Origin of the sequence: Gordonia oleivorans, assembly GCF_040044975.1 — a bacterium.
Taxonomy (GTDB): domain Bacteria; phylum Actinomycetota; class Actinomycetes; order Mycobacteriales; family Mycobacteriaceae; genus Gordonia; species Gordonia oleivorans.
In genome coordinates this window covers 233,603-256,078 of the sequence record NZ_JBDZDI010000002.1, presented here as the reverse complement: position 1 = coordinate 256,078, position 22,476 = coordinate 233,603, and the positions used below count along the sequence as shown (strand labels likewise).

At 68.5% G+C, this 22,476-nt stretch carries 22 protein-coding genes; 8 read left to right on the top strand and 14 right to left on the bottom strand.

All coding sequences use genetic code 11. The annotated features are described in order from the left end of the window. Nucleotide 1: 1 nt before the first annotated feature. The 4 genes from ABLE92_RS04630 to ABLE92_RS04615 all read right to left on the bottom strand — a co-directional run bounded on the left by ABLE92_RS04630 (nucleotide 2) and on the right by ABLE92_RS04615 (nucleotide 3,769). On the bottom strand, nucleotides 2–958 hold the full coding sequence (locus ABLE92_RS04630) for an oxygenase MpaB family protein (RefSeq protein ID WP_496560766.1): 957 nt from the start codon (nucleotides 956–958) through the stop codon (nucleotides 2–4). Between the two features lie 207 nt (nucleotides 959–1,165). Further along, entirely contained in the window at nucleotides 1,166–2,095 is a 930-nt protein-coding gene (gene truB / locus ABLE92_RS04625; protein ID WP_348803483.1) for a tRNA pseudouridine(55) synthase TruB, read from the bottom strand. A gap of 1 nt (nucleotide 2,096) precedes the next feature. Further along, the gene (npt, locus tag ABLE92_RS04620) at nucleotides 2,097–2,765 is read right to left on the bottom strand and encodes a 4'-phosphopantetheinyl transferase Npt (RefSeq protein ID WP_348803482.1); all 669 of its coding nucleotides are present in this window, start codon (nucleotides 2,763–2,765) and stop codon (nucleotides 2,097–2,099) included. Beyond that, nucleotides 2,762–3,769 carry a metallophosphoesterase gene (locus tag ABLE92_RS04615; RefSeq protein WP_348803481.1) on the bottom strand — a complete coding sequence of 336 codons (1,008 nt, stop codon included), beginning with the start codon at nucleotides 3,767–3,769 and terminating at the stop codon, nucleotides 2,762–2,764. The genes npt and ABLE92_RS04615 overlap by 4 nt, the downstream gene beginning before the upstream one ends. Nucleotides 3,770–3,852: 83 nt before the next feature. Here ABLE92_RS04615 and ABLE92_RS04610 point away from each other — a divergent pair, with 83 nt between their 5' ends. The 3 genes from ABLE92_RS04610 to ABLE92_RS04600 all read left to right on the top strand — a co-directional run bounded on the left by ABLE92_RS04610 (nucleotide 3,853) and on the right by ABLE92_RS04600 (nucleotide 6,357). Next, nucleotides 3,853–4,641 (top strand): hypothetical protein, encoded by a 789-nt coding sequence (locus ABLE92_RS04610; RefSeq protein ID WP_348803480.1) that lies wholly within the window; start codon nucleotides 3,853–3,855, stop codon nucleotides 4,639–4,641. A 67-nt stretch (nucleotides 4,642–4,708) separates the two neighbouring features. Next, a complete protein-coding gene (locus tag ABLE92_RS04605; RefSeq protein ID WP_348803479.1) occupies nucleotides 4,709–5,530 on the top strand; it encodes a hypothetical protein in 822 nt (273 codons plus the stop codon). A 71-nt stretch (nucleotides 5,531–5,601) separates the two neighbouring features. Continuing rightward, nucleotides 5,602–6,357, top strand: coding sequence for a hypothetical protein (locus tag ABLE92_RS04600; RefSeq protein WP_348803478.1), 756 nt, complete (start codon nucleotides 5,602–5,604; stop codon nucleotides 6,355–6,357). 10 nt (nucleotides 6,358–6,367) lie between these two features. Here the strand turns inward: ABLE92_RS04600 and ABLE92_RS04595 are convergent, their stop codons facing one another. The 7 genes from ABLE92_RS04595 to rimP all read right to left on the bottom strand — a co-directional run bounded on the left by ABLE92_RS04595 (nucleotide 6,368) and on the right by rimP (nucleotide 14,344). After that, nucleotides 6,368–7,699 (bottom strand): MATE family efflux transporter, encoded by a 1,332-nt coding sequence (locus tag ABLE92_RS04595; protein ID WP_348803477.1) that lies wholly within the window; start codon nucleotides 7,697–7,699, stop codon nucleotides 6,368–6,370. A gap of 41 nt (nucleotides 7,700–7,740) precedes the next feature. Further along, nucleotides 7,741–8,709, bottom strand: coding sequence for a DHH family phosphoesterase (locus tag ABLE92_RS04590; protein ID WP_348803475.1), 969 nt, complete (start codon nucleotides 8,707–8,709; stop codon nucleotides 7,741–7,743). Continuing rightward, a complete protein-coding gene (gene rbfA, locus ABLE92_RS04585) occupies nucleotides 8,709–9,179 on the bottom strand; it encodes a 30S ribosome-binding factor RbfA (RefSeq protein ID WP_348803473.1) in 471 nt (156 codons plus the stop codon). The genes ABLE92_RS04590 and rbfA overlap by 1 nt, the downstream gene beginning before the upstream one ends. A 179-nt stretch (nucleotides 9,180–9,358) precedes the next feature. Next, the gene (gene infB / locus ABLE92_RS04580) at nucleotides 9,359–12,169 is read right to left on the bottom strand and encodes a translation initiation factor IF-2 (RefSeq protein WP_348803472.1); all 2,811 of its coding nucleotides are present in this window, start codon (nucleotides 12,167–12,169) and stop codon (nucleotides 9,359–9,361) included. Nucleotides 12,170–12,248: 79 nt separating this feature from the next. Continuing rightward, a complete protein-coding gene (locus tag ABLE92_RS04575) occupies nucleotides 12,249–12,572 on the bottom strand; it encodes a YlxR family protein (protein WP_348803471.1) in 324 nt (107 codons plus the stop codon). An 87-nt stretch (nucleotides 12,573–12,659) separates the two neighbouring features. Then, nucleotides 12,660–13,697: a transcription termination factor NusA gene (gene nusA / locus ABLE92_RS04570; RefSeq protein ID WP_348803469.1), complete on the bottom strand. Its 1,038-nt coding sequence runs from the start codon at nucleotides 13,695–13,697 to the stop codon at nucleotides 12,660–12,662. Nucleotides 13,698–13,798: 101 nt separating this feature from the next. After that, complete coding sequence (gene rimP, locus ABLE92_RS04565; protein WP_348803468.1) at nucleotides 13,799–14,344, bottom strand: ribosome maturation factor RimP; 546 nt, start codon at nucleotides 14,342–14,344, stop codon at nucleotides 13,799–13,801. Between the two features lie 144 nt (nucleotides 14,345–14,488). Between rimP and ABLE92_RS04560 the strand changes: the two genes are divergently transcribed. From ABLE92_RS04560 to ABLE92_RS04550, 3 genes are all read left to right on the top strand, one after another. Further along, a complete protein-coding gene (locus ABLE92_RS04560; RefSeq protein WP_348803909.1) occupies nucleotides 14,489–15,073 on the top strand; it encodes a hypothetical protein in 585 nt (194 codons plus the stop codon). Next, nucleotides 15,070–15,498, top strand: coding sequence for a ferritin-like domain-containing protein (locus tag ABLE92_RS04555; protein WP_348803467.1), 429 nt, complete (start codon nucleotides 15,070–15,072; stop codon nucleotides 15,496–15,498). Before ABLE92_RS04560 ends, ABLE92_RS04555 begins: the two co-directional genes overlap by 4 nt. Before the next feature lie 107 nt (nucleotides 15,499–15,605). Next, nucleotides 15,606–16,064 carry a phosphohydrolase gene (locus tag ABLE92_RS04550; protein ID WP_348803466.1) on the top strand — a complete coding sequence of 153 codons (459 nt, stop codon included), beginning with the start codon at nucleotides 15,606–15,608 and terminating at the stop codon, nucleotides 16,062–16,064. A gap of 24 nt (nucleotides 16,065–16,088) precedes the next feature. Here the strand turns inward: ABLE92_RS04550 and ABLE92_RS04545 are convergent, their stop codons facing one another. Continuing rightward, the gene (locus ABLE92_RS04545; protein ID WP_348803908.1) at nucleotides 16,089–17,819 is read right to left on the bottom strand and encodes a proline--tRNA ligase; all 1,731 of its coding nucleotides are present in this window, start codon (nucleotides 17,817–17,819) and stop codon (nucleotides 16,089–16,091) included. A gap of 82 nt (nucleotides 17,820–17,901) precedes the next feature. Here ABLE92_RS04545 and yaaA point away from each other — a divergent pair, with 82 nt between their 5' ends. Together yaaA and ABLE92_RS04535 are read left to right on the top strand one after the other, a co-directional pair. After that, nucleotides 17,902–18,642, top strand: a complete 741-nt coding sequence (gene yaaA / locus ABLE92_RS04540) for a peroxide stress protein YaaA (RefSeq protein WP_348803465.1) — start codon at nucleotides 17,902–17,904, stop codon at nucleotides 18,640–18,642. A gap of 58 nt (nucleotides 18,643–18,700) precedes the next feature. Beyond that, nucleotides 18,701–19,477 carry a hypothetical protein gene (locus ABLE92_RS04535; RefSeq protein WP_348803464.1) on the top strand — a complete coding sequence of 259 codons (777 nt, stop codon included), beginning with the start codon at nucleotides 18,701–18,703 and terminating at the stop codon, nucleotides 19,475–19,477. Nucleotides 19,478–19,515: 38 nt separating this feature from the next. On the opposite strand, the gene ABLE92_RS04530 is transcribed toward ABLE92_RS04535, so the two are convergent. Continuing rightward, nucleotides 19,516–21,045, bottom strand: a complete 1,530-nt coding sequence (locus ABLE92_RS04530; RefSeq protein WP_348803463.1) for a DHA2 family efflux MFS transporter permease subunit — start codon at nucleotides 21,043–21,045, stop codon at nucleotides 19,516–19,518. Between the two features lie 137 nt (nucleotides 21,046–21,182). After that, nucleotides 21,183–22,439: a uroporphyrinogen-III C-methyltransferase gene (gene cobA, locus ABLE92_RS04525; RefSeq protein WP_348803462.1), complete on the bottom strand. Its 1,257-nt coding sequence runs from the start codon at nucleotides 22,437–22,439 to the stop codon at nucleotides 21,183–21,185. Nucleotides 22,440–22,476: the final 37 nt, after the last annotated feature.

Genomic DNA, 22,476 nt, shown 5'->3' with positions numbered 1-22,476 from the left:
CTCACACCAGATCCTTTCCGGTGCGGATCCGACGTCGCAGATCACCCATTCCCAGGTGGAATGCCCAGAATCGAAGTGGTTGCGGCAGAAAACGATTGGTGAAGCCGACGAAGAGGAAGAGATTGTCGAAGCGTCGCTGATCGATGGGTCGCCACTGCAGCCCCATCCGCTCGCGGAAAACCGGCGCGAGCGAGCCGATCGTCAGGAACCGCAAGAGACCCCGCAGGGGGTACCGCATCAGCGGGGTGACCATCTTCAGGTCGATCAACCGGTTGAGGAACTCTCGCTGCGTCTCGTCGTAGGCGATCCGCTCACACGCCACGTTCCAGAAGTGCTCGAAGTCGGCGCGTGTGGCCGGCCACATGTCGTCGGGCACCTGCAGGGTGGTGCCGAGCGGGCGGGCACTCTGGTAGAACTCCTCGGCCTGCTCGGGGGTCATCTTTCCGAACAGCAGCTGGTGGGTGTCCTCGAAACCGATGAACAGACATGCCGCGACCCACATCTGCAGTTCCCGGTCGAAGGCGTTGTACTTCACCGGCGAGGATTCGGTGCTGCGCACGTGACGATGGGCCGAGTTCACCGCCTCGCGGTAGGCGGCCCGCTCGTCCTCGGTGCCGAGAATGGCCACGGCGAGGTACTGGGCGGTGGTGCGTAGGCGCTTCCACGGATGCACCATCAGCGCCCCGGATTCGACGCGGGATTCCATCACGCCGTAGCCCACTTCCGGCCAGCCCAGTTGCATCGCGACGTTGGCGGCCGCACCGGCGGCCGCCCAGCCGTCGAGGGCTTCCTGAATCCGCTGCCCAGCGAGCTCCGCGCTGGTGGCACGCCGCGGGGTGGCGATGGAGATGCGGGTCTGTTCCGAGGTCAACCGCGGAACGGTGTTCTGCCAGTCCGGCAGGTACCGGCCGGTCGCCGGACGGCCGGCTTCGACGACGCCGGGCCGGGCAACGGCCACCTCGGAGCCGTCACGGTCCGCGTCCCGACCTGCATCATCACTGTTTGCGTCACCGTGTCGTCGGTGCCGACCCATCGACCTCGTCATCCTCTGCCCCCGATCTGGATACGCACGTGATCAGAATAGCCGACGGTGCCCGGCGACGTGACGCCGGTCATGAACGCCGAGGGGTCGGCACATCTCACATGTGAACTCGCGTGTGCGGTGTCAGCGCAGCGTGGCCGGCCGCACCACCATCACCGAACTCGCCCGGCGGCCCTTCTCCTCGATGAGCGCGATCGCCTGCCCGGACGGGTCGACGGCGACGTGGATTCCGGTCAGGCCGATCGGCCGCAACCACCGCCCCTGCGAGATTGATTCGGCCTCGTCGTCGTCGATGTCGCGCCGCGGGAACGACAGCAGGGCTGCCTCGTCGATCGTCAGCGACAGTCGTGGGTTCTCGGCGAGATCGTCGAGCGTGCGGGAGTGTTCGAGTGTGAACGGTCCCACCGCGGTGCGTCGCAGGGCGGTGAGATGCCCGCCCGCGCCCAGCGCCACCCCGAGATCGCGTGCCAGCGAACGGATGTAGGTGCCGGCCGAACAGTCGACCTCGACGTCGAGATCGAGGAAGCGGCCTCCGGGATCGGCGTCATCGGCCGCGACGTCGACGCGGCGCCGGTCGCGAATCTCGAAGCGCGACACCGTGACCGGACGCGACTCGAGGTCGAAGTCGGCTCCGGTGCGCACCAGTGCGTGCGCACGACGACCGTCGACCTTGATGGCGCTGACCTTGGCGGGCACCTGTTGGATGTCGCCGGTGAGCTCGGCGACGGCGACGTCAATCGCCTCGTCGGTGATCGCCTCAACCGGGCCGCGAGAAACGATCTGGCCCTCGCGGTCATCGGTGTCGGTGGCCGCGCCCAGCCGGATGGTGGCCGTGTAACTCTTGGTGGTCAGCGATAACAGCCCGAGAAGCTTTGTCGCCCTCTCGATTCCGACCACGAGCACACCGGTCGCCATCGGGTCGAGGGTGCCGGCGTGACCCACCCGGCGGGTGTTGAAGATCTTGCGGCACCGGGCGACGACGTCGTGGCTGGTGATTCCGGCGGTCTTGTCGACGATGAGCAGACCGGCGTTCTCGATCGATGCGTCGGCCATGTCAGACGTTCACGATCGTGGTGAGGATGAGGCCGCCCTCGACCGTCCAGCGTCCGTGCAGTTCGTCGAGCGGAGCGCCTCCGTCGACGGTGCGCCCGTCGATCAGGATGCGGGAGCGGAACGTTCCGGTCGGAGCAGCGGTGGCGTGGTCGTCCTGGGTGAAGGTGATGTGCGCGTCCTCGAATCCGAGCCACCGCTCGGTGAGCGGGAACCACGCCTTGTAGGTGGCCTCCTTGGCGCAGAACAACAGTCGATCCCAGTGCAGGGTGTCCGGACGCCCGGCGAGGACCTCACGCTCCTCCGGCAGGCTGATGTGGTCGAGCACGCCGTCGGGTAGCGCGTCGTGGGGTTCGGCGTCGATGCCGAGGGATCGCACCGCCATGCCGTAGCCGACGATCGCTGCCCGGTATCCGTCGCAATGGGTGAGACTGCCGACAACGTTCTTGGGCCACAACGGCATTCCGCGTTCGCCCCGCATGATCGCGACGGGCTCGATGCCGAGTTGGCCGAGCGCTTCGCGGGCACAGTGCCGCGCGGTCGTGAACTCGCGGCGACGTTTCTCCACGGCGCGTGAGATCAGCGACTCCTCCCCCGGCAGTGGCGTGAGACCCGGTGGGTCACCGAAGGATTCGGCCGAGGCCACACCCGAGGGCAGCAGGCGTTCGATCACGTCTCGGGTCCTTCCGGTGAGGGTGTCGGGGTCGTGGAGTTCTGCGCGCGCCGGGCGGCCTGGCGTTCCCGGCGCTCGGCAACTCGCCGCTGGAATTCCTCGGCGCGCCGCTCATAATCGGGCGGCAGTTCGAAGCGTGCGCCGTGCGGGGGCAGATCCTCCTCGCAGAGTCCCGGGTCGGGGGTGATCTGCCGCAGCAGCGGTTCGGGCAGACCGCGCCGCTTCCATTCCCGCGGATAACCCACCGACACCTCTTCGAACCGCACGAAGTCGTAGAACGTGGTGCGCGGGATGTGCAGATGGCCGTAGACGCAGCAGGCCGCGTTGAAGCGGGTGTGCCAGTCCGCGGTCTCGGTGCTGCCGCACCACAAGGCGAACTCCGGATACATCAGTGCGTCGGTCGGTTCACGACGCAGCGGCCAATGATTGATCAGGATGGTCTGCTCGGCCGGGTCGAGCGCCTCGAGCCGGGCCCGGGTCGCCGCCACCCGAGCCCGTCCCCACGCATCGCGGGTCGGATACGGCTCCGGCGACAACAGGAATTCGTCGGTGGCCACCACATTGCGCTCCCGCGCCAACGCCAGGGCCGCCAGTGCCGTCGAGGTTCCCTCGGGCCGGAAGGTGTAGTCGTAGAGCAGGAACATCGGCACCACCCGCACCGGCGCGGATCCGTCACCGGCATCGAACAGTGGATAGATGTCCTCGGGCGTGACGACACCCAGGTCACGGCAAGCCTGCACGAGATAGTCGTAGCGGGCGGCACCGAAGATCTGCAGCGGATCCTTGGCGGTGGTGTAGAGCTCGTGATTGCCGGGTACCCAGACGACGGTGTGGAATCGGGCGCGCAACCGACGCAGGGTGTCGACGATGTCGTCGGTGCGTTCGGCGACGTCGCCGGCGACGATCAGCCAGTCCTGATCGGAGGTCGGACGGATCTGGTCGACGATGTGCTCGTTGCCGCGATGCGCAACGTGCAGATCGCTGATCGCCCAGAGAGTTGCCACGAGGATCCATCGTGCCATGCGCCCGGATGACACCGCGCAGCGCTGTCCCGGCGGTGAGCACCACCACGTGACATGATCACGCGGTGTACTCCCCTGGCTATCCCCCTGTTGCACCGGTACCCGCCCGCAGCCCGGCCCTCGGCGACCGTGGGCCGTGGTGGGTGCAGGCGCTGATCAGCGCGGGTATCGGCGTGGTGTTCTTCGTGCTGTCGGTGGCACTGCAGTACGTACTGATCCAGGTGGATGTCGACCAGTGGCCGAACGTGGCGGCCTGGTCCGTGCTCGGCGTGATCTTTGTCGGGGTCCTGGCACTGTGGGGACGGACGACAACCCGGCGGATCGCCGGAGCACTCGTCGCGCTGGTGTTGATCGGTGTCCAGCGAATCCTGCAGGTGTTCTGGGTGATTATTGAGGACGATTTCCTCGACTGGGCGGACTGGCAGTTCAAGGCATTCTGGTGGACCGGGACCGCTGTCCTGTACTCCGGTGTGATTCTCGGGTGGACCGTCGCCCGTCGGCGGACCGGCTTCACCTGGATCGGTCTCCTGCCGGTGGCGATCCTGATCGCCGTGGCCGTGTGGGTCAACTGGGAACTGCCGTACATCGACAACGACTTCTGGCGTCCGCTGGCGGGTAACGCCATCGACTTCGCCTTCTGGATCGTCGGCATCCTGATCTTGTGGGGATGCGACGGCTTCGGGCTGGCCTCGCAACGCAACAGCTCCGCGCCACCGGCGTCGCCGTTTGGTGGCGTCGGGGGTTACGGCGCCCAGGGCTACGGCACGCAGTGGCCGGGCCAAGCCGGTCCGACGCCGCCCGCGCAGGGGCAAGGGTGGCCACCGCCGCAGCAGTCGTGGCCACCGCAGTCCTGAACCCTGTGGCTTGAGAACTACTGCGGATCGAGTCCCCCACGAACGATGCCGGAGAGGTGATGTGACGATGGCAGCTCCGTATCCCTTTGGGACTCCGCCACTCCCGACGCCGACGCCGCGGCGTTCCTTCTCCGACCGCGGCCCGTGGTGGCTGCAGACGCTGATCAGTGCCGTTGTGCCGGTGGTGATCTACGCGGTCTCGGTGCCGGTCCTGTTCGCCGCGAGCAAGACGGCAGCCACCGACGCCGGCATCTGGGTCGAGTACGTGTCCTGGATCATTCCGTACTTTCTCATTGTCGCGATAGTGGCGATCTGGGGGCGCACGCTCCTGCGACGTGTTCTCGCAGCCACCGCTGCAGCCGTACTCCTCACGGCCTCACACATGGTGTACGCGTCATATGACTTCGATTGGGGTGTAGTCGAATCCGTTTCGAGCACCACCCTCCTCATCATCACCGACGCGATGATCTTTCTCGCGTCGATCCTCGGGTGGAGCATCGCCCGCCGCCGGACACTGTATTCCCTCCTCGGCATCATCCCCGCCGTCGGCATGATCGCGTTGGGAACCTGGATCATCGAGTTTCACCTTCCCGCGTTCGACTATGTCGACGACCTGTACCTGCCCATCGCGTGGTGGTCCAACCTCTGCGGGGCGTTTGTCGGCTTCGCGGTCCTCGGCATCCTGCTCGTCTGGGCATGTGACGGCCTCGGCCTACTCCTGCAACGCACTCGACCCGCTCCCCCTCCGACATCCCCGGTGTTCGGAACGTCGCCGTTCGGTACGCCCGGGACTCCCGGCCAGGGAACATCGTGGCCCGGTCCATCGACGCCACCGCCACCGCACGATTCGGGTTGGTCGCCGCACCAGCAGCGGCCGCCCCGGTATTGAGACGAGTTCCTCTGGTGACGACACCGCCCCCACCTCCGTTTCAGAACCCGATTGCACCACCAACTCCCCGAGTGCCCCTCGGCGATCGCGGCCCGTGGTGGGTGCAGACGCTCATCAGTGCCGCCATCGCGGTGGTTCTCTTCGGTGTTTCCTTCGCCGGCCTCTACTTCGTGCCGGTGATCACCCATGTCGGCGGGCTCGGCAGATCCGCCGAGTTCGCGGTCTGGGGACTGCTCGTCCTGCTGTACATCGGTGTTCTCGCCGTGTGGGGAAGAACGTCGACTCAGCGGATCCTGAGCGTCATCGTCGCCATGATCTGTCTCGGACTGTGCCTGGGAATCACGATCGCGTACTACGTCGACCCGCTGTCGACCGACGAGTGGGCCGATCCCGGCAATTTCGGCACCCGGCGCATCGGAATCACGCTGCTGATCGGCTCCATCACCGGATGGAGTCTCGCACGACGCCGGACGCCCGCCGCCCTGATCGGCGTGCTACCGGCCGTCGGCGTGGTGTGGCTCGGCGGTTGGCCGCTCACCTTCCAGCCGCCCGATCTCTGGATCCCCTGGGACGTCGCGGTGTACGCGACGATGGCGAACTGGGCCGCGTTCCTCGGCATAGCATTCGGGCTGACGGTCCTCGGCATCTTGCTCGTGTGGGCGTGCGACGGCCTCGGCCTGCTCCTGCGCCGTGACCGTCCCCGACCGCCGCAAGGCCCCCGCGGGGTCGTTGCACCGTACGGTCATGGACCGGGCCGGCCCGGCCACCCACCGAATCCACAGCCCTGGCCACCACAGCAACCACCCGGATGGCCGCCGCAGCAGTGACCACCGCGCGTCAGCCGACTCCCACCCGCCGCCAGCGCCCCGACGCGATCCGCCACCCGACAGCGGCCAGCCGCAGGATCATGAACACGACGAGGCCGGTCCACACCCCGGCCAGCCCCCAATCGAAGATCAGCGACAGCCAGATCAGCGGCAGGAATCCGCACAGCGCGGCGATCAGGGTGGCGGTACGCAGGAACGCAGCGTCGCCGGCACCGAGCAGCACGCCGTCGAAGGCGAACACCACACCCGCGATCGGCAGCATCGCGACGAAGAACCACCACGGCACACCGATCGCGTCGAGCACCGCGTCATCGGAGGTGAAGACCCTCGGCAGGACCGAGGATCCGGCGGCGAACACCCCGGCCATGAACACCGCCGCGGTCACCGACATGATCGTCACCCGACGGGCCACCGAAGCGGCGACGGACACCGAGCCGGCGCCGAGGGCGGCACCGACCAGGGCCTGCGCGGCGATGGCCACCGAGTCGAGGAACAACGACATGAACTCCCACAGTTGCAGGACCAGTTGGTGCGCCGCGACCTGGGCGACGCCGAACCGGGCGGCGACCGCGGCCGCGGAGATGAAGCAGATCTGGAACGAGAGGCTGCGCACGATGAGGTCGCGGGCCATGACCAGTTGTGCGCCGATCATGGTGCGATCGGGCCGGAATGTCGCCCAGCTCACCCCCGAATCCCGGGTGTGTTCGCGGATCACCCGCGTCGCGAACAGGACGCCGGTGATGGACTGCCCGATGACGTTGGCGATGGCACTGCCGACGATGCCCAGACGCGGGAACCCCCACAGGCCGTGCACCAACCCCACTACGAGAACCGCCGACAGTGACAGTCCGACAAGCACATAGATCACCGGTCGACGGGTCTCCTGCACGCCACGCATCCAGCCGTTGCCGGCCATCGACAGCAGGATCAGCGGGACGCCGAACACCGCCACACGCAACCACTCGGTGGCGTCGGTGGCCACCGTCGCCGACGAGGGTGACGCGTCGCCGACCAGGGCGGCCATCACATACGGCGCGATCGGCCAGGTGACGGCGACGATCAGCAGACCGGCGCCGAGCGCGATCCAACTCGCCTGTACGCCTTCGGAAATGGCGCCGGCACGATCACCGGAGCCGAACCTGCGCGCCGAGCGTGCCGTCGTTCCGTATGAGAGGAACGTCAGCTGGGTGCTGATGATCGACAGGACCAGGGTGGCCACGGCGAGCGCGGCGAGTTCGTCGCCGCCGAGCCGTCCCACCACGGCCAGGTCGAGCAGCAGGTACAGCGGCGGAGCGATGAGCACCGCGAGCGCCGAGACGGTGAGGATTCCGACGCGTCGCATCCCGGCATCGATGTCGGGGCCGGTCGTCGTCGGTGATCCGCTCAGAGTGACTCCCGCAGCCGGGCGATCACCTCGTCGGCCGAGCCGGTGTCGCTGTAGCCGGAGGCGTTGCGATGGCCGCCGCCGCCGTGCGCTCGCGCGACCGGGACGAGGTCGACGGTCTTCTTTGATCGCAGCGACACGGTCCAGCTATCGGCGTCGACTTCCTTGAACACCGCCGCGACCTCGGCCTCGGCGGCGGTGCGCACGATGTCGATGACGCTTTCGGACTCTTCCCAGCTCATCCCGCTCAGCGCCGCACGGTCGACCACGGCGTACACCAGTCCCTCGCCGTCACACGCCGCAGCGTCCAACTGGGCCGACGCCAGAACACCGGCGACCATTCCCAGCCAGGCGAAGGGATGCGTGTCGAACAGCCGCCGACTCCAGGTGCGGGAGTCGACGCCGGCGTCGATCAGTCGGGCCGCGATGCGGTACGAGTCCGGGCGCGCCCACCGGAAGGATCCGGTGTCGGTGGTGAGACCGGCGTACAGGCACGTCGCGATGTCACTGTCGAGGTCGACACCGAGATCGTCGAGTATCCGTAGAACCAGCACCGCGGTGCAATCTGCTTGCGGATCAATGAAGTTCAGATCGCCGAAGCCCTTGTTGGAGGCATGGTGGTCGATGACGACGGAGGTGGCGGCCGCATCGAAGTGGGACCCCAGGACGCCCAGCCGCTCGACGCTGGCCGCGTCCACCGAGATCACGAGATCACTGCCCCGGACGCTGGGGGCGTCGACGAGCAGTTTCGCGCCGGGAAGTGCACCGAGGGCCGCGGGCAGGGTCTCCGGACCCGGAAAGGCGATCTCGACATCCACACCGAGACGATCCAGTGCCAGTCCGAGGGCGAGACCGCTGCCGATGGTGTCGGCGTCGGGGCGGACGTGACACAGGATCGTCGCCGCACCGCCACTCTCGGCGGTACGGCGAAGCGTGCCGGCGACGGCCGCACTCGAGGCGTCGCCCACTACTGCTCGACTTCGCCGGTCGCAGCATCGGATTCGTCGGCGTCCTTGCTGCGGTACGGGTCGGCGTCGCCGGCCGGTTCGGCGCCCGCGGCGCGACGTGCGACGAGTTCGTCGTTGGCCCGCGCCCGCGCCACCAGTTCCTCCATCTGCCGCGCGGCATCGGGAACGGTGTCGAGGACGAAGGTCAACGTCGGGGTGAATCGCACCCCGGTGCCCGCGCCCACCTTCGATCGGAGGATGCCGGTCGCCTTGGCCAGGCCGGCCGCGGCGGCGTCGAGGTCGGGTTCCTCGTCGAGGGTGGATCCCATCACGGTGTAGAACACCGTGGCGTCGTGCAGGTCGTTGGTGACCCGCGCGTCGGTGATCGTGACATGCGCCAGACGCGGGTCCTTGATCTCGTTGGCGATCGCCGACGCGACGATCGACGAGATCCGCTTGGCGAGACGTTGTGCTCGTGCCGGATCGGCCATCGGTGTCCTCCCAGAGGTCAGAAGATACTCCCCTCCCGGCGGGCGGCCCGGGCGAACCCGGACACCGCCCGCGGGAGGGGAGCCTCGATTGTTGCGCTGCGCGTCAGTCGCGCGCCTTCTCCTGCAATTCGTAACTCTCGATGACGTCGTCGACCTTGATGTCCGTCGACGGCGTCATCTCAGTCGCGCGCCTTCTCCTGCAGCTCGTAACTCTCGATGACGTCGTCGACCTTGATATCGCTGTAGGTCAGCGTGAGACCACATTCGTAGCCTTCGCGAACCTCGGTGACATCGTCCTTCTCCCGTCGCAGTGAGGCGATGGTGAGATTCTCGGCCACCACGACGTTGTCGCGGAGCAGACGTGCCTTGGCGTTGCGGCGGACGATGCCCGACTGCACCAGGCAACCGGCGATGTTGCCGACCTTCGACGACTTGAAGATGGCGCGGATCTCGGCGCGGCCGAGTTCCACCTCTTCGTAGATCGGCTTGAGCATGCCCTTGAGCGCGCTCTCGATCTCGTCGATGGCCTGGTAGATCACCGAGTAGTACCGGATGTCGACGCCCTCGCGGTTGGCCAGCTCGGTGGCCTTGCCCTCCGCGCGGACGTTGAAGCCGATGATGATCGCATCCGATGCGGCCGCCAGGTTGACGTTGGTCTCGGTGACGCCACCGACACCGCGGTCGATGACCCGCAACGACACCTCGTCGCCCATGTCGATACCGAGCAAGGCCTCTTCGAGGGCCTCGACGGTACCGGAGTTGTCGCCCTTGAGGATCAGGTTCAGCTGGCTGGTTTCCTTCAGCGCCGAATCCAGGTCCTCGAGGCTGATCCGCTTGCGGCTGCGTGCGGCCAGCGCGTTGCGCTTGCGCGCATTGCGGCGGTCGGCGATCTGCCGGGCGATGCGGTCTTCCTCGACGACGAGCAGGTTGTCGCCGGCACCGGGCACCGAGGTGAAACCGATCACCTGGACCGGACGCGACGGCAGGGCCGCCTCGATGTCGTCACCGTGTTCGTCGACCATGCGGCGCACACGTCCGTAGGCGTCGCCGGCCACGATCGAGTCGCCGACCTTGAGCGTTCCGCGCTGGATGAGCACGGTCGCCACCGGTCCACGACCGCGGTCGAGGTGCGCCTCGATGGCCACACCCTGGGCGTCCATGTCCGGGTTCGCCCGCAGGTCGAGCGACGCGTCGGCGGTCAGCAGCACCGCTTCGAGCAGTTCGTCGATGTTGGTGCCCTGCTTGGCCGAGATGTCGACGAACATGGCGTCGCCGCCGTACTCCTCGGGGATCAGACCGTACTCGGTGAGCTGACCGCGGATCTTCTGCGGATCGGCACCTTCCTTGTCGATCTTGTTGACCGCCACCACGATCGGCACGTCGGCCGCCTGTGCGTGGTTGATGGCCTCCACCGTCTGCGGCATGACGCCGTCGTCGGCGGCGACCACGAGGATCGCGATGTCGGTGGCCTTCGCACCGCGGGCACGCATGGCGGTGAACGCCTCGTGACCCGGGGTGTCGATGAAGGTGATGAGCCGATCATCGCCGTTGAGGTGCGTGTTCACCTGGTAGGCACCGATGTGCTGGGTGATGCCGCCGGCCTCGCCCTCGCGGACGCTGGCATTACGGATCGTGTCCAGCAGTCGGGTCTTACCGTGATCGACGTGGCCCATGACGGTGACCACCGGCGGACGCTGCTCGAGGTCTTCCTCGTCCCCTTCGTCCTCGCCGTAGGACAGGTCGAAGCTCTCGAGGAGTTCGCGGTCCTCGTCCTCGGGGCTGACCACCTGAACGGTGTAGTTCATCTCCGAGCCGAGCAGCTCCATCGTCTCGTCGTTGACCGACTCCGTCGCCGTCACCATCTCGCCGAGGTTGAACAACGCCTGGACCAGCGATGCCGGGTTGGCGTCGATCTTGTCGGCGAAGTCCGACAGCGATGCGCCGCGGGCGAGACGGATGGTCTCGCCGTTGCCGCGCGGCAGCCGGACACCGCCGACGGCCGGTGCCTGCATGTTCTCGTACTCGGCGCGCTTCGCCCGCTTCGACTTGCGGCCCTTGCGGGGTGCACCGCCGGGACGACCGAACGCACCCGCGGCACCGCCGCGACCACGTCCGCCACCGCCGGGGCGGCCGCGGAAACCGCCGCCACCTGCGGGTGCGCCGGCACCGGGAGCACCGCCACCGCCGCCGCGGTAGCCACCGCCACCGCCGCCACCGCGGTTACCGGGACCGCCGCTGCGGCCACCGGGCCGGGCGTCGGGTCGGCTGGCACGGCTGGGCATCGCACCCGGGTTCGGGCGCGGCGGCATGTTGCCGGGGCTGGGACGGGGACCGCCCTGGCCGGGAGCGGGACGTCCGCCGCCCTGACCGGGTCGATTCTGCGCGCCGGGACGTCCACCGCCGGGGCGGGGACCGCCCTGACCGGGACCGGGACGCGGACCCTGCGGACGCGGCGCGGGCGCCGGTGCCGAGGAGTACGGGTTGTTGCCGACCCGTGGTGCACGCGGACCGGGCTTCGGTCCGGGGCGCGGACCGGGACTCGGGGCCGACGGCGCTGCGGGCGCGGGGGCCGACGCAGCAGCCGGCTTGGGTGCTGCGGGCTTGGGTGCCGGAGCGCTCGGCGCTGGTGCCGGGGCCTGCGGGGCCGGGGCCGCCGGGGTGGCGGCCGCGGGACGGGCCGGGGCTGCCGGCGCGCTCACCTCGGGTGCCGGAGCGGGACCGGGCTTGGGTGCCGACGCATTGCCGGGCTTGGGGCCCGGACGCGGGCGTGCACCGGGCTTGGGTGCGCCGCCGTTACCGCCGGGCTTGGGTGCGGATGAACCGCCGTCTTTCTTGGGGAATGATTCGCGAAGTCGACGGGCCACCGGGGCCTCGACGGTCGACGACGCGGATTTGACGAACTCACCTTGTTCTTTGAGTCGCTCGAGCACTTGCTTGCTCGTCACGCCCAGTTCCTTGGCCAGTTCGTGCACGCGGGCCTTGCCTGCCACTGCTCTCCTCACTTGGAGGCCGAGCGGGCTGCCCGCTACGGCCTCGGATTATGTCCGATACGTGCTCATCGTGGGGACTTCACGGTGTGCTCATGTCTTCTGCTACCTGTTCCGGCTCGGTGTCGAGCCTGCTGTCGTCCGCGATCGGGAACCGATCCCCGGCTTCGATCGCTTCGGCGAGGTCATCTGGATTGGCTGCCAGATTCGTCGTCCTCAATGCCACTGCGAACGCCCGTCGCCGCACCGCCGCGGACACACAGTCCACGTTCGGATGCAGCCACGCACCTCGTCCCGGCATGGTCTTCGCGAGATCGACCTCGACCGTCGGTCCGTTGGCACCCTCGCGGGCGACCACACGAACCAGTGCGGTGATCTCGGCGCGTTGCCGACATCCGATGCACATTCGGACGGGACGATCCCGACGGCCATCGTCAGAGGACGTGGTCGACGGCTTTCGCTGAACCATCGCTCAGTCTAGCGTGAGTCGCCGCTAAGAGGACAATCGGCCACCACTCGGTGTGCGGGAGCCGGTCGCGGGCGACCCGTCGGCATCGGATCGGATGTCGATCCGCCACCCGGTCAGCCGTGCGGCCAGTCGTGCGTTCTGCCCTTCCTTGCCGATGGCGAGGGACAGCTGATAGTCCGGCACGACCACTCGTGCGGCTTTCGCCGCGAGGTCGACGACCTCGACGGAGACAACCTTCGCCGGCGACAGGGCATTCCCGACGAAGGTGGCCGGATCGGTGTCGAAGTCGATGATGTCGATCTTCTCGCCGGCGAGTTCACTCATCACGTTGCGCACGCGCTGCCCCATCGGCCCGATGCAGGCACCCTTGGCGTTGAGGCCGCTGACACCGGTGTGCACCGCGATCTTCGACCGGTGACCCGCCTCGCGGGCGACGGCGACGATCTCGACGGAGCCGTCCTCGATCTCGGGGACCTCCAGCGAGAACAGTTTGCGCACCAGGTTCGGGTGCGTGCGCGACAGGGTGATCTGCGGGCCACGCTGTCCCCGGGTGACGCCGACGACGTAGCACTTGATGCGGTCGCCGTGGGTGTAGGTCTCCCCCGGCACCTGCTCGGCGGGTGGGATGACGCCCTCGGTGGCGTTGGCCTCGCTGCCGATCTGCACCACGACCATGCCGCGGGCGTTGGCGCGGGCGTCCTGCTGGACGACGCCGCCGACGATCTCCCCCTCGTGGGCGACCAGATCGCCGAAGCTCTTCTCGTTCTCGGCGTCACGCAGCCGCTGCAGGATCACCTGGCGTGCGGTGGTCGCCGCGATGCGGCCGAATCCCTCGGGGGTGTCGTCGTATTCGTGGACGACGTCGCCGTGCTCGTCGAGTTCTTGGGCCATCACGCGGACCTCACCGGATTTGCGGTTGACGTCGATGCGCGCGTGCGGGGCGAAGCCGTCGGTGTGGCGGTAGGCGGTGAGCAGGGCCGTCTCGATGGCGGTGATGACGGTGTCGATCGAGATGCCCTTGTCGGCCTCGATCATCCGCAGGGCGTTGATGTCGATGTTCATGTCGTGAGTGCTCCTATTCATTTGTCGGTTTCACTTGTGCCGATATTCAGTTGTGTGTGCCCAGTTGTGTCGAGTCCAGTGTCCGCCGCGGGACCCGTCCTTCACAATTCCGTCGGACCGGGTTCGCGGCGTCGCGCGATCTCGGTGTCGTCGAGGCCGCAGCGTTGCAGTTCGGCCACGCTCGGGCGGGAGAAGTCGACCTCCACCACGGCGCGTTCGATCGCGGTGAGCGGGATCGCTTCGGCACCGATCCGGCCGCGGGTGTTGGTGACGACGGTGACCTCGTCGTCGGTGCTCGCCCCGATGCGTCCCTCGACCTTTCGGCCGTCGTGCAGGGTCGCACGGACCTTGCGGCCCTGCGCCCGTCGCCAGTGCCGCGGCAGGGTGAGCGGGCGCCCGATGCCGGGTGAGGTGACCTCGAGCGTGTAGGGGGTGTCGGAGATGTCGGGACCGGCGTCGAGGACCTCGTTGATGTCGCGGGTGAGCGCACCCAGGACGTCGAGATCGGCGCCGCCGTCACGATCCACGACGAGGCGGACCTCGTCGGCGCCGGCCGCGGACGAGATGATCACGTCCTCGAGGTCGAAGCCGCCCTCGACGACCAGATGTTCGACGAGGTCGTGAACCCGCTGCTTCTCGATGGCCACCACGTTCTCCTCGTCTTCAGTTGTCTCTGGCTTCGGTTGCCTGTTCGGTCGGCTCGCCCATGGTAGTGGATGGGCGCAGCGGATCCGACCACCGTGTGCACGGCCGGTGCGGACTCCGACCGGGCTGGCATCATGTGTCGGGTGATGCGTCCACCACCCGCCGACCCCGTTCACGGCGATACGCCCCACGTCCGCACCGGCCCGTCCCGTCGCACCGTTCTGCGCGGCGGTGTGATGCTCGGTGTCGGCGTGACGGTGGTGGCCACCGCCGCGGGATGCGATCGAGGGCCCACGCCGGGTCAGGTCACCGCACAGGCGCTGGTGCCGTTGGCCCGGTCGGCGCTGGCCGACGCCGCGGCGGCCCGGGCGCTGGCCCCGCAGGTGACCGACTACGCTGCCGCACTCGGCGTCGTCGCCGATCAACGCGGTCAGCATGCGCAGGCTTTGCGGGAGGAGATCACCCGTCTCGATCAGGACATCGCCGGGCAGATCGATACGGTGTCCGGCGGCGCATCGAGTACGTCGGCGTCCTCGTCGGGTGCCGGCCCCAGCGCGACAAGCGGTCCGGCGGCGCCGTCGGCGACCACCCTCGACGGGCTGCGATCGGCGTTGGCGGCGTCGGCCAAGGCGGCGCGGAGTTCGGCGATCGACCTGAGCGGGTACTCCTCGGGCCTGACCGGTTCGATCAGTGCGTCGGTGACAACCCTGATGGAGGTGCAGCTCGGATGAGTTCGGTCGATGCGATGTCGGCGGCCGTCGAGACCCAGAACGCCGCCATCTTCACCTACGGGGTGGCCACCGCCTTCATCTCGTCCGCACGGCGGCCGATGCTCGAGGAGTTCATCGCCGAGCACCGCACCGAACGTGATCGGCTCACCGCGGCGATCACGGCGGCCGGTGGCACTGCACCCGAGGCCGCTGCCGGCTATACGTTGCCGATCACGGTGAATGATCCGGTCAGCGCCGCGCGGGTGGTCCTGGATTCCGAGATCGACTGCACCGTCGCCTATCGCGCCCTGCTCGAGCAGGCCGATGGTGCCCCGGCACGCACCCTCGGTGTCGACGGGTTGACTTCGTCGGCATTGCGGGCCGCGCGGTGGCGTGTCGCGCTGGGTGAGCGGCCGGCAACGGTCGCATTTCCCGGTCGTCGGTAGTGTCGCGACACCCGTGAGCGGCCGTCACCCGACGCCGGTGGGCGTCACCACCTACGCTTCCGTGGGGCGGCACCCGACGCCGCGGTGAGAAGAACGGACAACGGCAGATGACGACACTCGAGAGCGTTCGCGACCTCGCACGCCGCGCACACGCGGGCCAGGTCGACAAGATGGGCCGCGACTACTACACCGCCCACCTCGAACCGATCGCGGAACGCCTCGCGCCGCTCGGCCCCGACGCCGAGATGGCCGGACTCCTGCACGACATCCTCGAGGACACCGACGTCACGGTCGCGGAGTTGACCGACTTCGGGGTTCCGGCACATGTCATCCGGGCCGTCGTCGCGGTGACCAAGAACGACGGCGAGGACTATTCGGCCGCCATCGAGCGCGCCGCGGCCGATCCGCTCGGTCGGCAGGTCAAACTCGCCGACAACGCCCAGAACCTGTCCGGCAACGCCGCACTCGCCGAACGCGATCCGCAGACCGCGGCGCGCCTCAAGCAGAAGTACGAGACGGCGCGCGAACGCCTGCTCGCGGCGGTTTGTGACGATCCGGCCCGGTGATCCGGCCTTTGTCGAACCGTCGGGTCAGCCGCGAACCGCCGCCGTGATCGTCTCGACCGCGTCGCCGACGGGAACCTCGGTGCTCTCGCCGGTGAACCGGTCACGCACCTCGACGACACCGTTGGCGTAGCCGCGCCCGACGACGACAACCGTTGGCACACCGAGCAATTCGGCGTCCTTGAACTTCACGCCGGGTGAGGCCTTGCGGTCGTCGAGGAGGACCTCCAGACCGGCGGCGTCGAGGTCGGCGGCCAGGGTGTTGGCGCCGTCGATCGCGCCCTGGTCCTTGTTGGCGATCACCAGGTGCACGGCGAACGGCGACACCGCACGCGGCCAGCGCAGACCCTTGTCGTCGTGGTTCTGCTCGGCGAGCACCGCCACCAGACGCGACACCCCGACGCCGTAGGAGCCCATCGTCAGCCGTACCGGCTTACCGCTCTCGCCGAGGACGTCGACCTCGAAGGCGTCGGTGTACTTCTGGCCGAGCTGGAAGATGTGACCGATCTCGATGCCCTTGGCACTGACCAAGGGACCCTTGCCATCCGGTGAGGCGTCGCCGTCGCGGACCTCGGCGGCCTCGATGGTGCCGTCGGCGACGAAGTCACGTCCGGCCACCAGGCCGACGACATGCTTGTTGGGTGCGTCGGCGCCGGTGATCCACGACGAGCCGTCACCGATCCGCGGATCGACGAGATAGCGAACCCCGTTGTCCTGCAGACCTTTCGGTCCGATGTATCCCTTGGTGAGGAACGGGTTGGCGGCGAAGTCGGCCTCGGTGAGCAACTCCACCTCGGCCGGCTCGAGGGACGCCTCGAGACGTTTGAAATCGACCTCGCGGTCACCGGGCACACCGACGCCCAGTAACTCCCAATCCTTGCCCGGCTCACGGACTTTCACGAGGATGTTCTTGAGTGTGTCGGCGGCGGTGTAGATGCCGTCGAGGGTGTCGTTGGCCCACGCCACCAGGGTGTCGATGGTCGGGGTGTCCGGGGTGTCGTGCACGACGGCGGCGGGCGTGTCGTCGAACGGAATCGGCTCTGCCGCAGGGGTGATCACGGCTTCGACGTTGGCGGCGTAACCCGACTCGACGCACCGGACGAAGGTGTCCTCACCGACCTCGCTCTCGGCGAGGAACTCCTCGGAGGCGCTGCCGCCCATGGCTCCCGAGGTGGCGGCGACGATCACGTACCGCACGCCGAGGCGCGCGAAGATCTTCTGGTACGCCTCCCGGTGGGCCTGGTAGCTGAGCTTGAGTCCGTCGTCGTCGAGGTCGAAGGAGTAGGAGTCCTTCATGACGAATTCACGGCCACGCAGAATGCCGGCGCGGGGGCGTTCCTCGTCGCGGTACTTGGTCTGGATCTGATAGAGCACCACCGGCAGATCCTTGTACGAGGAGTACTCCCCCTTGACCAGCTGGGCGAACAGTTCCTCGTGGGTGGGCCCGAGCAGCATGTCGGCGCCCTTGCGGTCCTTGAGCCGGAACAGCGCCGGGCCGTATTCGGTCCAGCGGCCGGTCTCCTCGTACGGGTCGCGCGGCAGCAGCGCGGGCAGCAGGATCTCCTGGGCGCCGATGGCGTTCATCTCGTCGCGGACGACCTGCTCGACGGCCTTGAGGACCTTGAGGCCCAACGGCAACCAGCTGTACACGCCGGGCGCTGCGCGTCGCACGTATCCGGCGCGGACGAGCAGTTTGTGGCTGGGAACCTCGGCGTCGGCGGGGTCGTCGCGCAGGGTTCGCAGGAACAGGGTCGACATGCGGGTGATCACGGGAGCAGAGTCTAGTCGGGTGCTGCAACCGCGTTGTCGCGCCCGTCGGCACCGCCGATACAGTGTGGCGGTGCTCGTCATCCTCCCCCCTTCGGAAACCAAGTCCGACGGCGGTTCCGGTGCCCCGCTCGACCTCGACGCGCTGTCCTTCACCGAGCTGAACCCGACCCGTAAGCGCATCGCCGACGCGATCGTCGACCTCGCCGCCGACCTGGACGCCAGTCAGAAGGCCCTCGGCCTCGGCAAGACCCAACTCGCCGAGGTCGACCGCAACGCCGACCTGTGGCTCTCCCCCACCCGCCCGGCCATCGAGCGCTACACCGGCGTGCTCTACGACGCCCTGGATCACCGCTCGCTGACGAAGGCAGGCAAGAACAAGGCCGCCGAGCGTCTCGCCATCGGCTCGGCACTGTTCGGCGTGGTTCGGGCCACCGACCCGATCCCGGCCTATCGCCTCTCCGGCGGATCGAAACTCCCCGGGCTGCCGACCCTCACCGCACTGTGGAAACCGGACCTGTCGGCGGCACTCGACGCGGTCGACGATTTCGTCGTGGATCTGCGCTCGGGTATCTACCAGCAACTCGGCCCGGTGTCGGGGGCGGTGACCGCCACCGTGGTCACCGAGGCCGCCGACGGCACCCGCAAGGTGGTCAGCCACTTCAACAAGCATTACAAGGGACTGATGGCGCGCGAACTCGTGCGGACCCGCCGCACCGTCCGCGACATCAACGGACTCGCGTCGGTTCTCAGTGATGCCGGTCAGCGGGTGGAGATCGTGCGCGGCGATGAGGTCGTCGTGATCACCGACTGACTGCGAGTCGGGACCCGACCCGAGGTCCACAAGACGCCATTAACTATGGTGAATCGCAATGTCTGAACCGTTGTTCGTCGTCAACCTCGATCCGCGCACCCACGATCTCCGTGACCAGCCGTTCGATCCGTCGGCGCTCGAGGCGTTCGCCGCGCGGCGGCTGACGGACCGGATCGCCGACCGGTCAGCGGAATCCGGTGGCGGCACGCTGGTCGATGCGCCGTGGATCCGGCTGGACCTCGCCCCCGACACCGTGACCTTCGCCGTCACCCCCGGGCCGGCGGAGGCCGCCGTCGTCCACGACGTGCTCTCGACTGTGGGAGGCACCGCCCTCGGAGCCGGGATCGGCGTGAGCATCACGTGCGATCGGGCCTGGCTGGGTGCCGATCGGGGACCGACCGACACCGCGCTGATCGTCGTGCGCAGCGAGGCGGAGGTTGCCGAGTGCCTCATGCTCGACGGTGTGCATCCCGGGATCTACGACGGCCCGCGCGCCGCTGTGCGCACCCTGCCCACCTTCGGTTCCGAGGCCCACGTCGCCACGGCGCTCGGCGATCGGGTGTCGATCACGCTCGATGACGATGGTGTCCTCTTGACCGGAGCGTGGTTCGATCCGCCGATGCGGTTGCGGGACGGAACCCTCGTCGACGAAGCCCCGCCGGCGACGATCACCATGCGCTGGGGTGCCGCCGCGACGGTGTTGGACGTCGGGCTGCGTTATGCGGCACGCGGTTGGACCCTGCAGGCGGCGGCGAGCCATCTGCGCGTCTGGGGGCACGGTGCGCATCTGATGGTCACCGGCCCACGTCAGGCCGTCCTGTCCGAGCCGGACTGAGGGCGGGGCTCCACGGCCGGTGTGTCAGGGCCGGCGTGTCAGGGCCGATGTGTGACGGCGTCGTCGACGTCAAGGGTGGTGTTCGCGGCTTCCTGCGCGGCCTGCCCCTCGGCGACCTCCTCGGGGGTGAACCTCATGAACATGACGACGACCGCCGCGATGACGGCGATCCCCGCGCAGCACGCGAACGCCAGGCCGTAACCGTCGGCCTGCGCGGCGAGTTGGGTGGGGTTCATGGTCTCCACCGGCCCGGTGGTGCCGCCCTGCGACAGGGCCCGCGAGGTGACCATCGCGCCGACGGCGACCAGTCCGATGGCGCCACCGAGGTTCTGGGCGACCTGCGCGAGCGCGGTCAGTGGTCCGATCTCGGTGGGCGCGACGCCGGCGACCACCGACAGGGTCAACGGGATCACCGCCAGTCCGACGCCGAAGCCGATGATGATGACCGTCAGTCCGATGCCCGGGAAGTAGTGCGGCATGTCGGTGGCGATCGAGGACGCGTACAGGCATCCCGCGAGGATGATCGCGCCGCCGACGAGCACCAGCCACCGCGGCTGGATCATCAGCGAGAGCTTGGACGCGATCGCCGCGGCCACCCCCAGCCCCACGGCGAACGGCACCACGGCCAGGCCGCTCTCGATCGGCGAGTACTCCAGAATGCCCTGCAGGTACAGGGAGATGAACACCGCCATGCACATCATGATCATGCTGGCCAGGAAGATCGCGGCGAGGGCGGCGACCCGGCTGGTGTTGTCGAAGAGGACGAACGGCAGGATCGGGTTGGCGGCGCGGCGTTCGACCACGATGAATGCGGCGAGCGCGATCGCGCCGAGGAGGAAGGATCCGACGACGAGGGGCCGTCCCCACCCGTTGGGGCCCTCGCTGACCGCCAGCACCAGCAGCGTGCAGCCGACCGTGGCGAGCACGGCACCACGGACGTCGAGTGCCAGACGTTCACCCTGGGACTCACGCAACGCGAACACGGCGCCGACGGCCACCGCCAGCCCGATCGGCACGTTGATGAGGAACACCAGCCGCCAGGACATCTCGGTGAGCACACCACCGAGGATGAGGCCCGCGACCGACCCGACGCCCGTCATCGCCGCGTAGATGGCGAATGCCTGACTGCGCGGCTTTCCCGGCGCGAAGGTGGTGGCCACCAGGGCCATCGCCGTGGGTGCCGCGACGGCCGCCGACGCGCCCTGCAGGGCTCGTCCGACGATCAGGCTCGCCTCGTTCCAGGCCACCCCGCACAGCAGCGAGGTGAGGGTGAACGCCGTGACACCGACGATGAACATCCGCTTGCGGCCGAAGGTGTCGCCGAGTCTGCCGCCGAGCAGCATCAGACCGCCGAAGGCCAGGACGTAGGCGGTGATGACCCAGTTCGCCGACGATTCGCCGAGATCCAGGTGATCGCGGATGCTCGGGAGTGCGAGGGCGGCGACGGTGCCGTCGAGAACCATCAGCAGCTGCATCCCCGACAGCACCAGGATCGCGAAACCGAAGACCGGTCGGTACTGACCGGGCACCACCGTGGTGCCGTGATCAGACGGAGCTGATAGCGACATAAGGGTCGACGCTACCGTTCGCCTTGATCAATATGCCAATCGTTGTTGGCAATGTTGGCTCAGAAGTGACGGCAAGTTGATACGGCAGTGACCTCGTGAGGCGGCTGTGACGGCGTCGAGACGAGGATTCTGCCGGATCAGGAGCCGACGGTGGTGTCCGCGTCGGTGAACCCGGCGACGTCGCCGATCACCACGATGGCCGGTGGTCGCAGGTTGCCGCGCACCGCCTCCTCGGCGGCGTGGGCCAGATCCGCGCGGATCACCCGCTGGGTGGGCAGCGAACCGTTCTCGATCATCGCCACCGGTGTCTGCGGGCTGCGGCCACCGTCGAGCAACGCCTGGGTGAACCGGTCGATGCGTTCGACGGCCATCATCAGCACCAGGGTGCCGCGCAGCCTGCCCAGTGCCGGCCAGTCGACCAGCGAGTCGGGATGATCGGGCGCCACGTGCCCCGAGACGATCACCACCTCATGGGTGACGCCTCGATGGGTGACGGGGATGCCCGCGGATGCGGGCACCGAGATCGGGCTGGTGATACCGGGGACCACGGTCACCGGGACACCGGCGGCGACGCAGGCCTGCAGTTCCTCGAAGCCCCGGCCGTACACATAGGGGTCGCCGCCCTTGAACCGCACGACGAACTTGCCCTCCTTGGCGCGGGCGACCAGGACGTCGTTGATGGCCTCCTGCTTCATCGCCCGCCCGTAGGGCACCTTCGCGGCGTCGATGATCTCCACCTGCGGCCCCAACGCGGCCAGCAGTTGCGGCGGCGCGAGCCGATCGGCGACGACGACGTCGGCGGCCATCAGCAGCCGCAGGCCGCGGACGGTGATGAGGTCGGGGTCCCCCGGTCCGCCACCGACCAGCGCCACCCCGGGCGGGTGCGGTGCATCGTCGACGACGAGGTCACCGTCGGCCAGGGCCCGGCCGATGGCGGCCCGCAGCGCGGCGGACAGCTTGTGATCGCCGCCGGCGAGCACGCCGAACTGGACGTCCCGGTGGCGACCCGAGGCCGGGGTGACGGCCGAACCGAAGCGCGCGTCGTCGGCCCGCACACAGAACGTGTGCGACCGTTCCGCCTCGGCCACCACCGCGGCGTTGACGTCGGGATCGTCGGTGCAGGCCATCGCATACCACGCACCGGCCAGATCGCCGTCGGCATAGGCACGGCGATGGATGCTCACCCCCGGGTAGGACTCCACCGCGGGCGTCGGGTCGATCGCCACCACATGCACGTCGGCGCCGGCCGCCACCAGATTGGGCAGCCGGCGCTGTGCGACCGACCCGCCGCCGACCACGACGACCCTGCGGCCGACCAGGTCGAGGCCGGCCAGGTAGTGGCCGGACTCACCGACGGCGGCGTCACGCTCGGGGCTCTCAGGGGTGTCGGACATGAGTGTGGAGCCTACCGGCTCGGGCACGTCGCGCCCG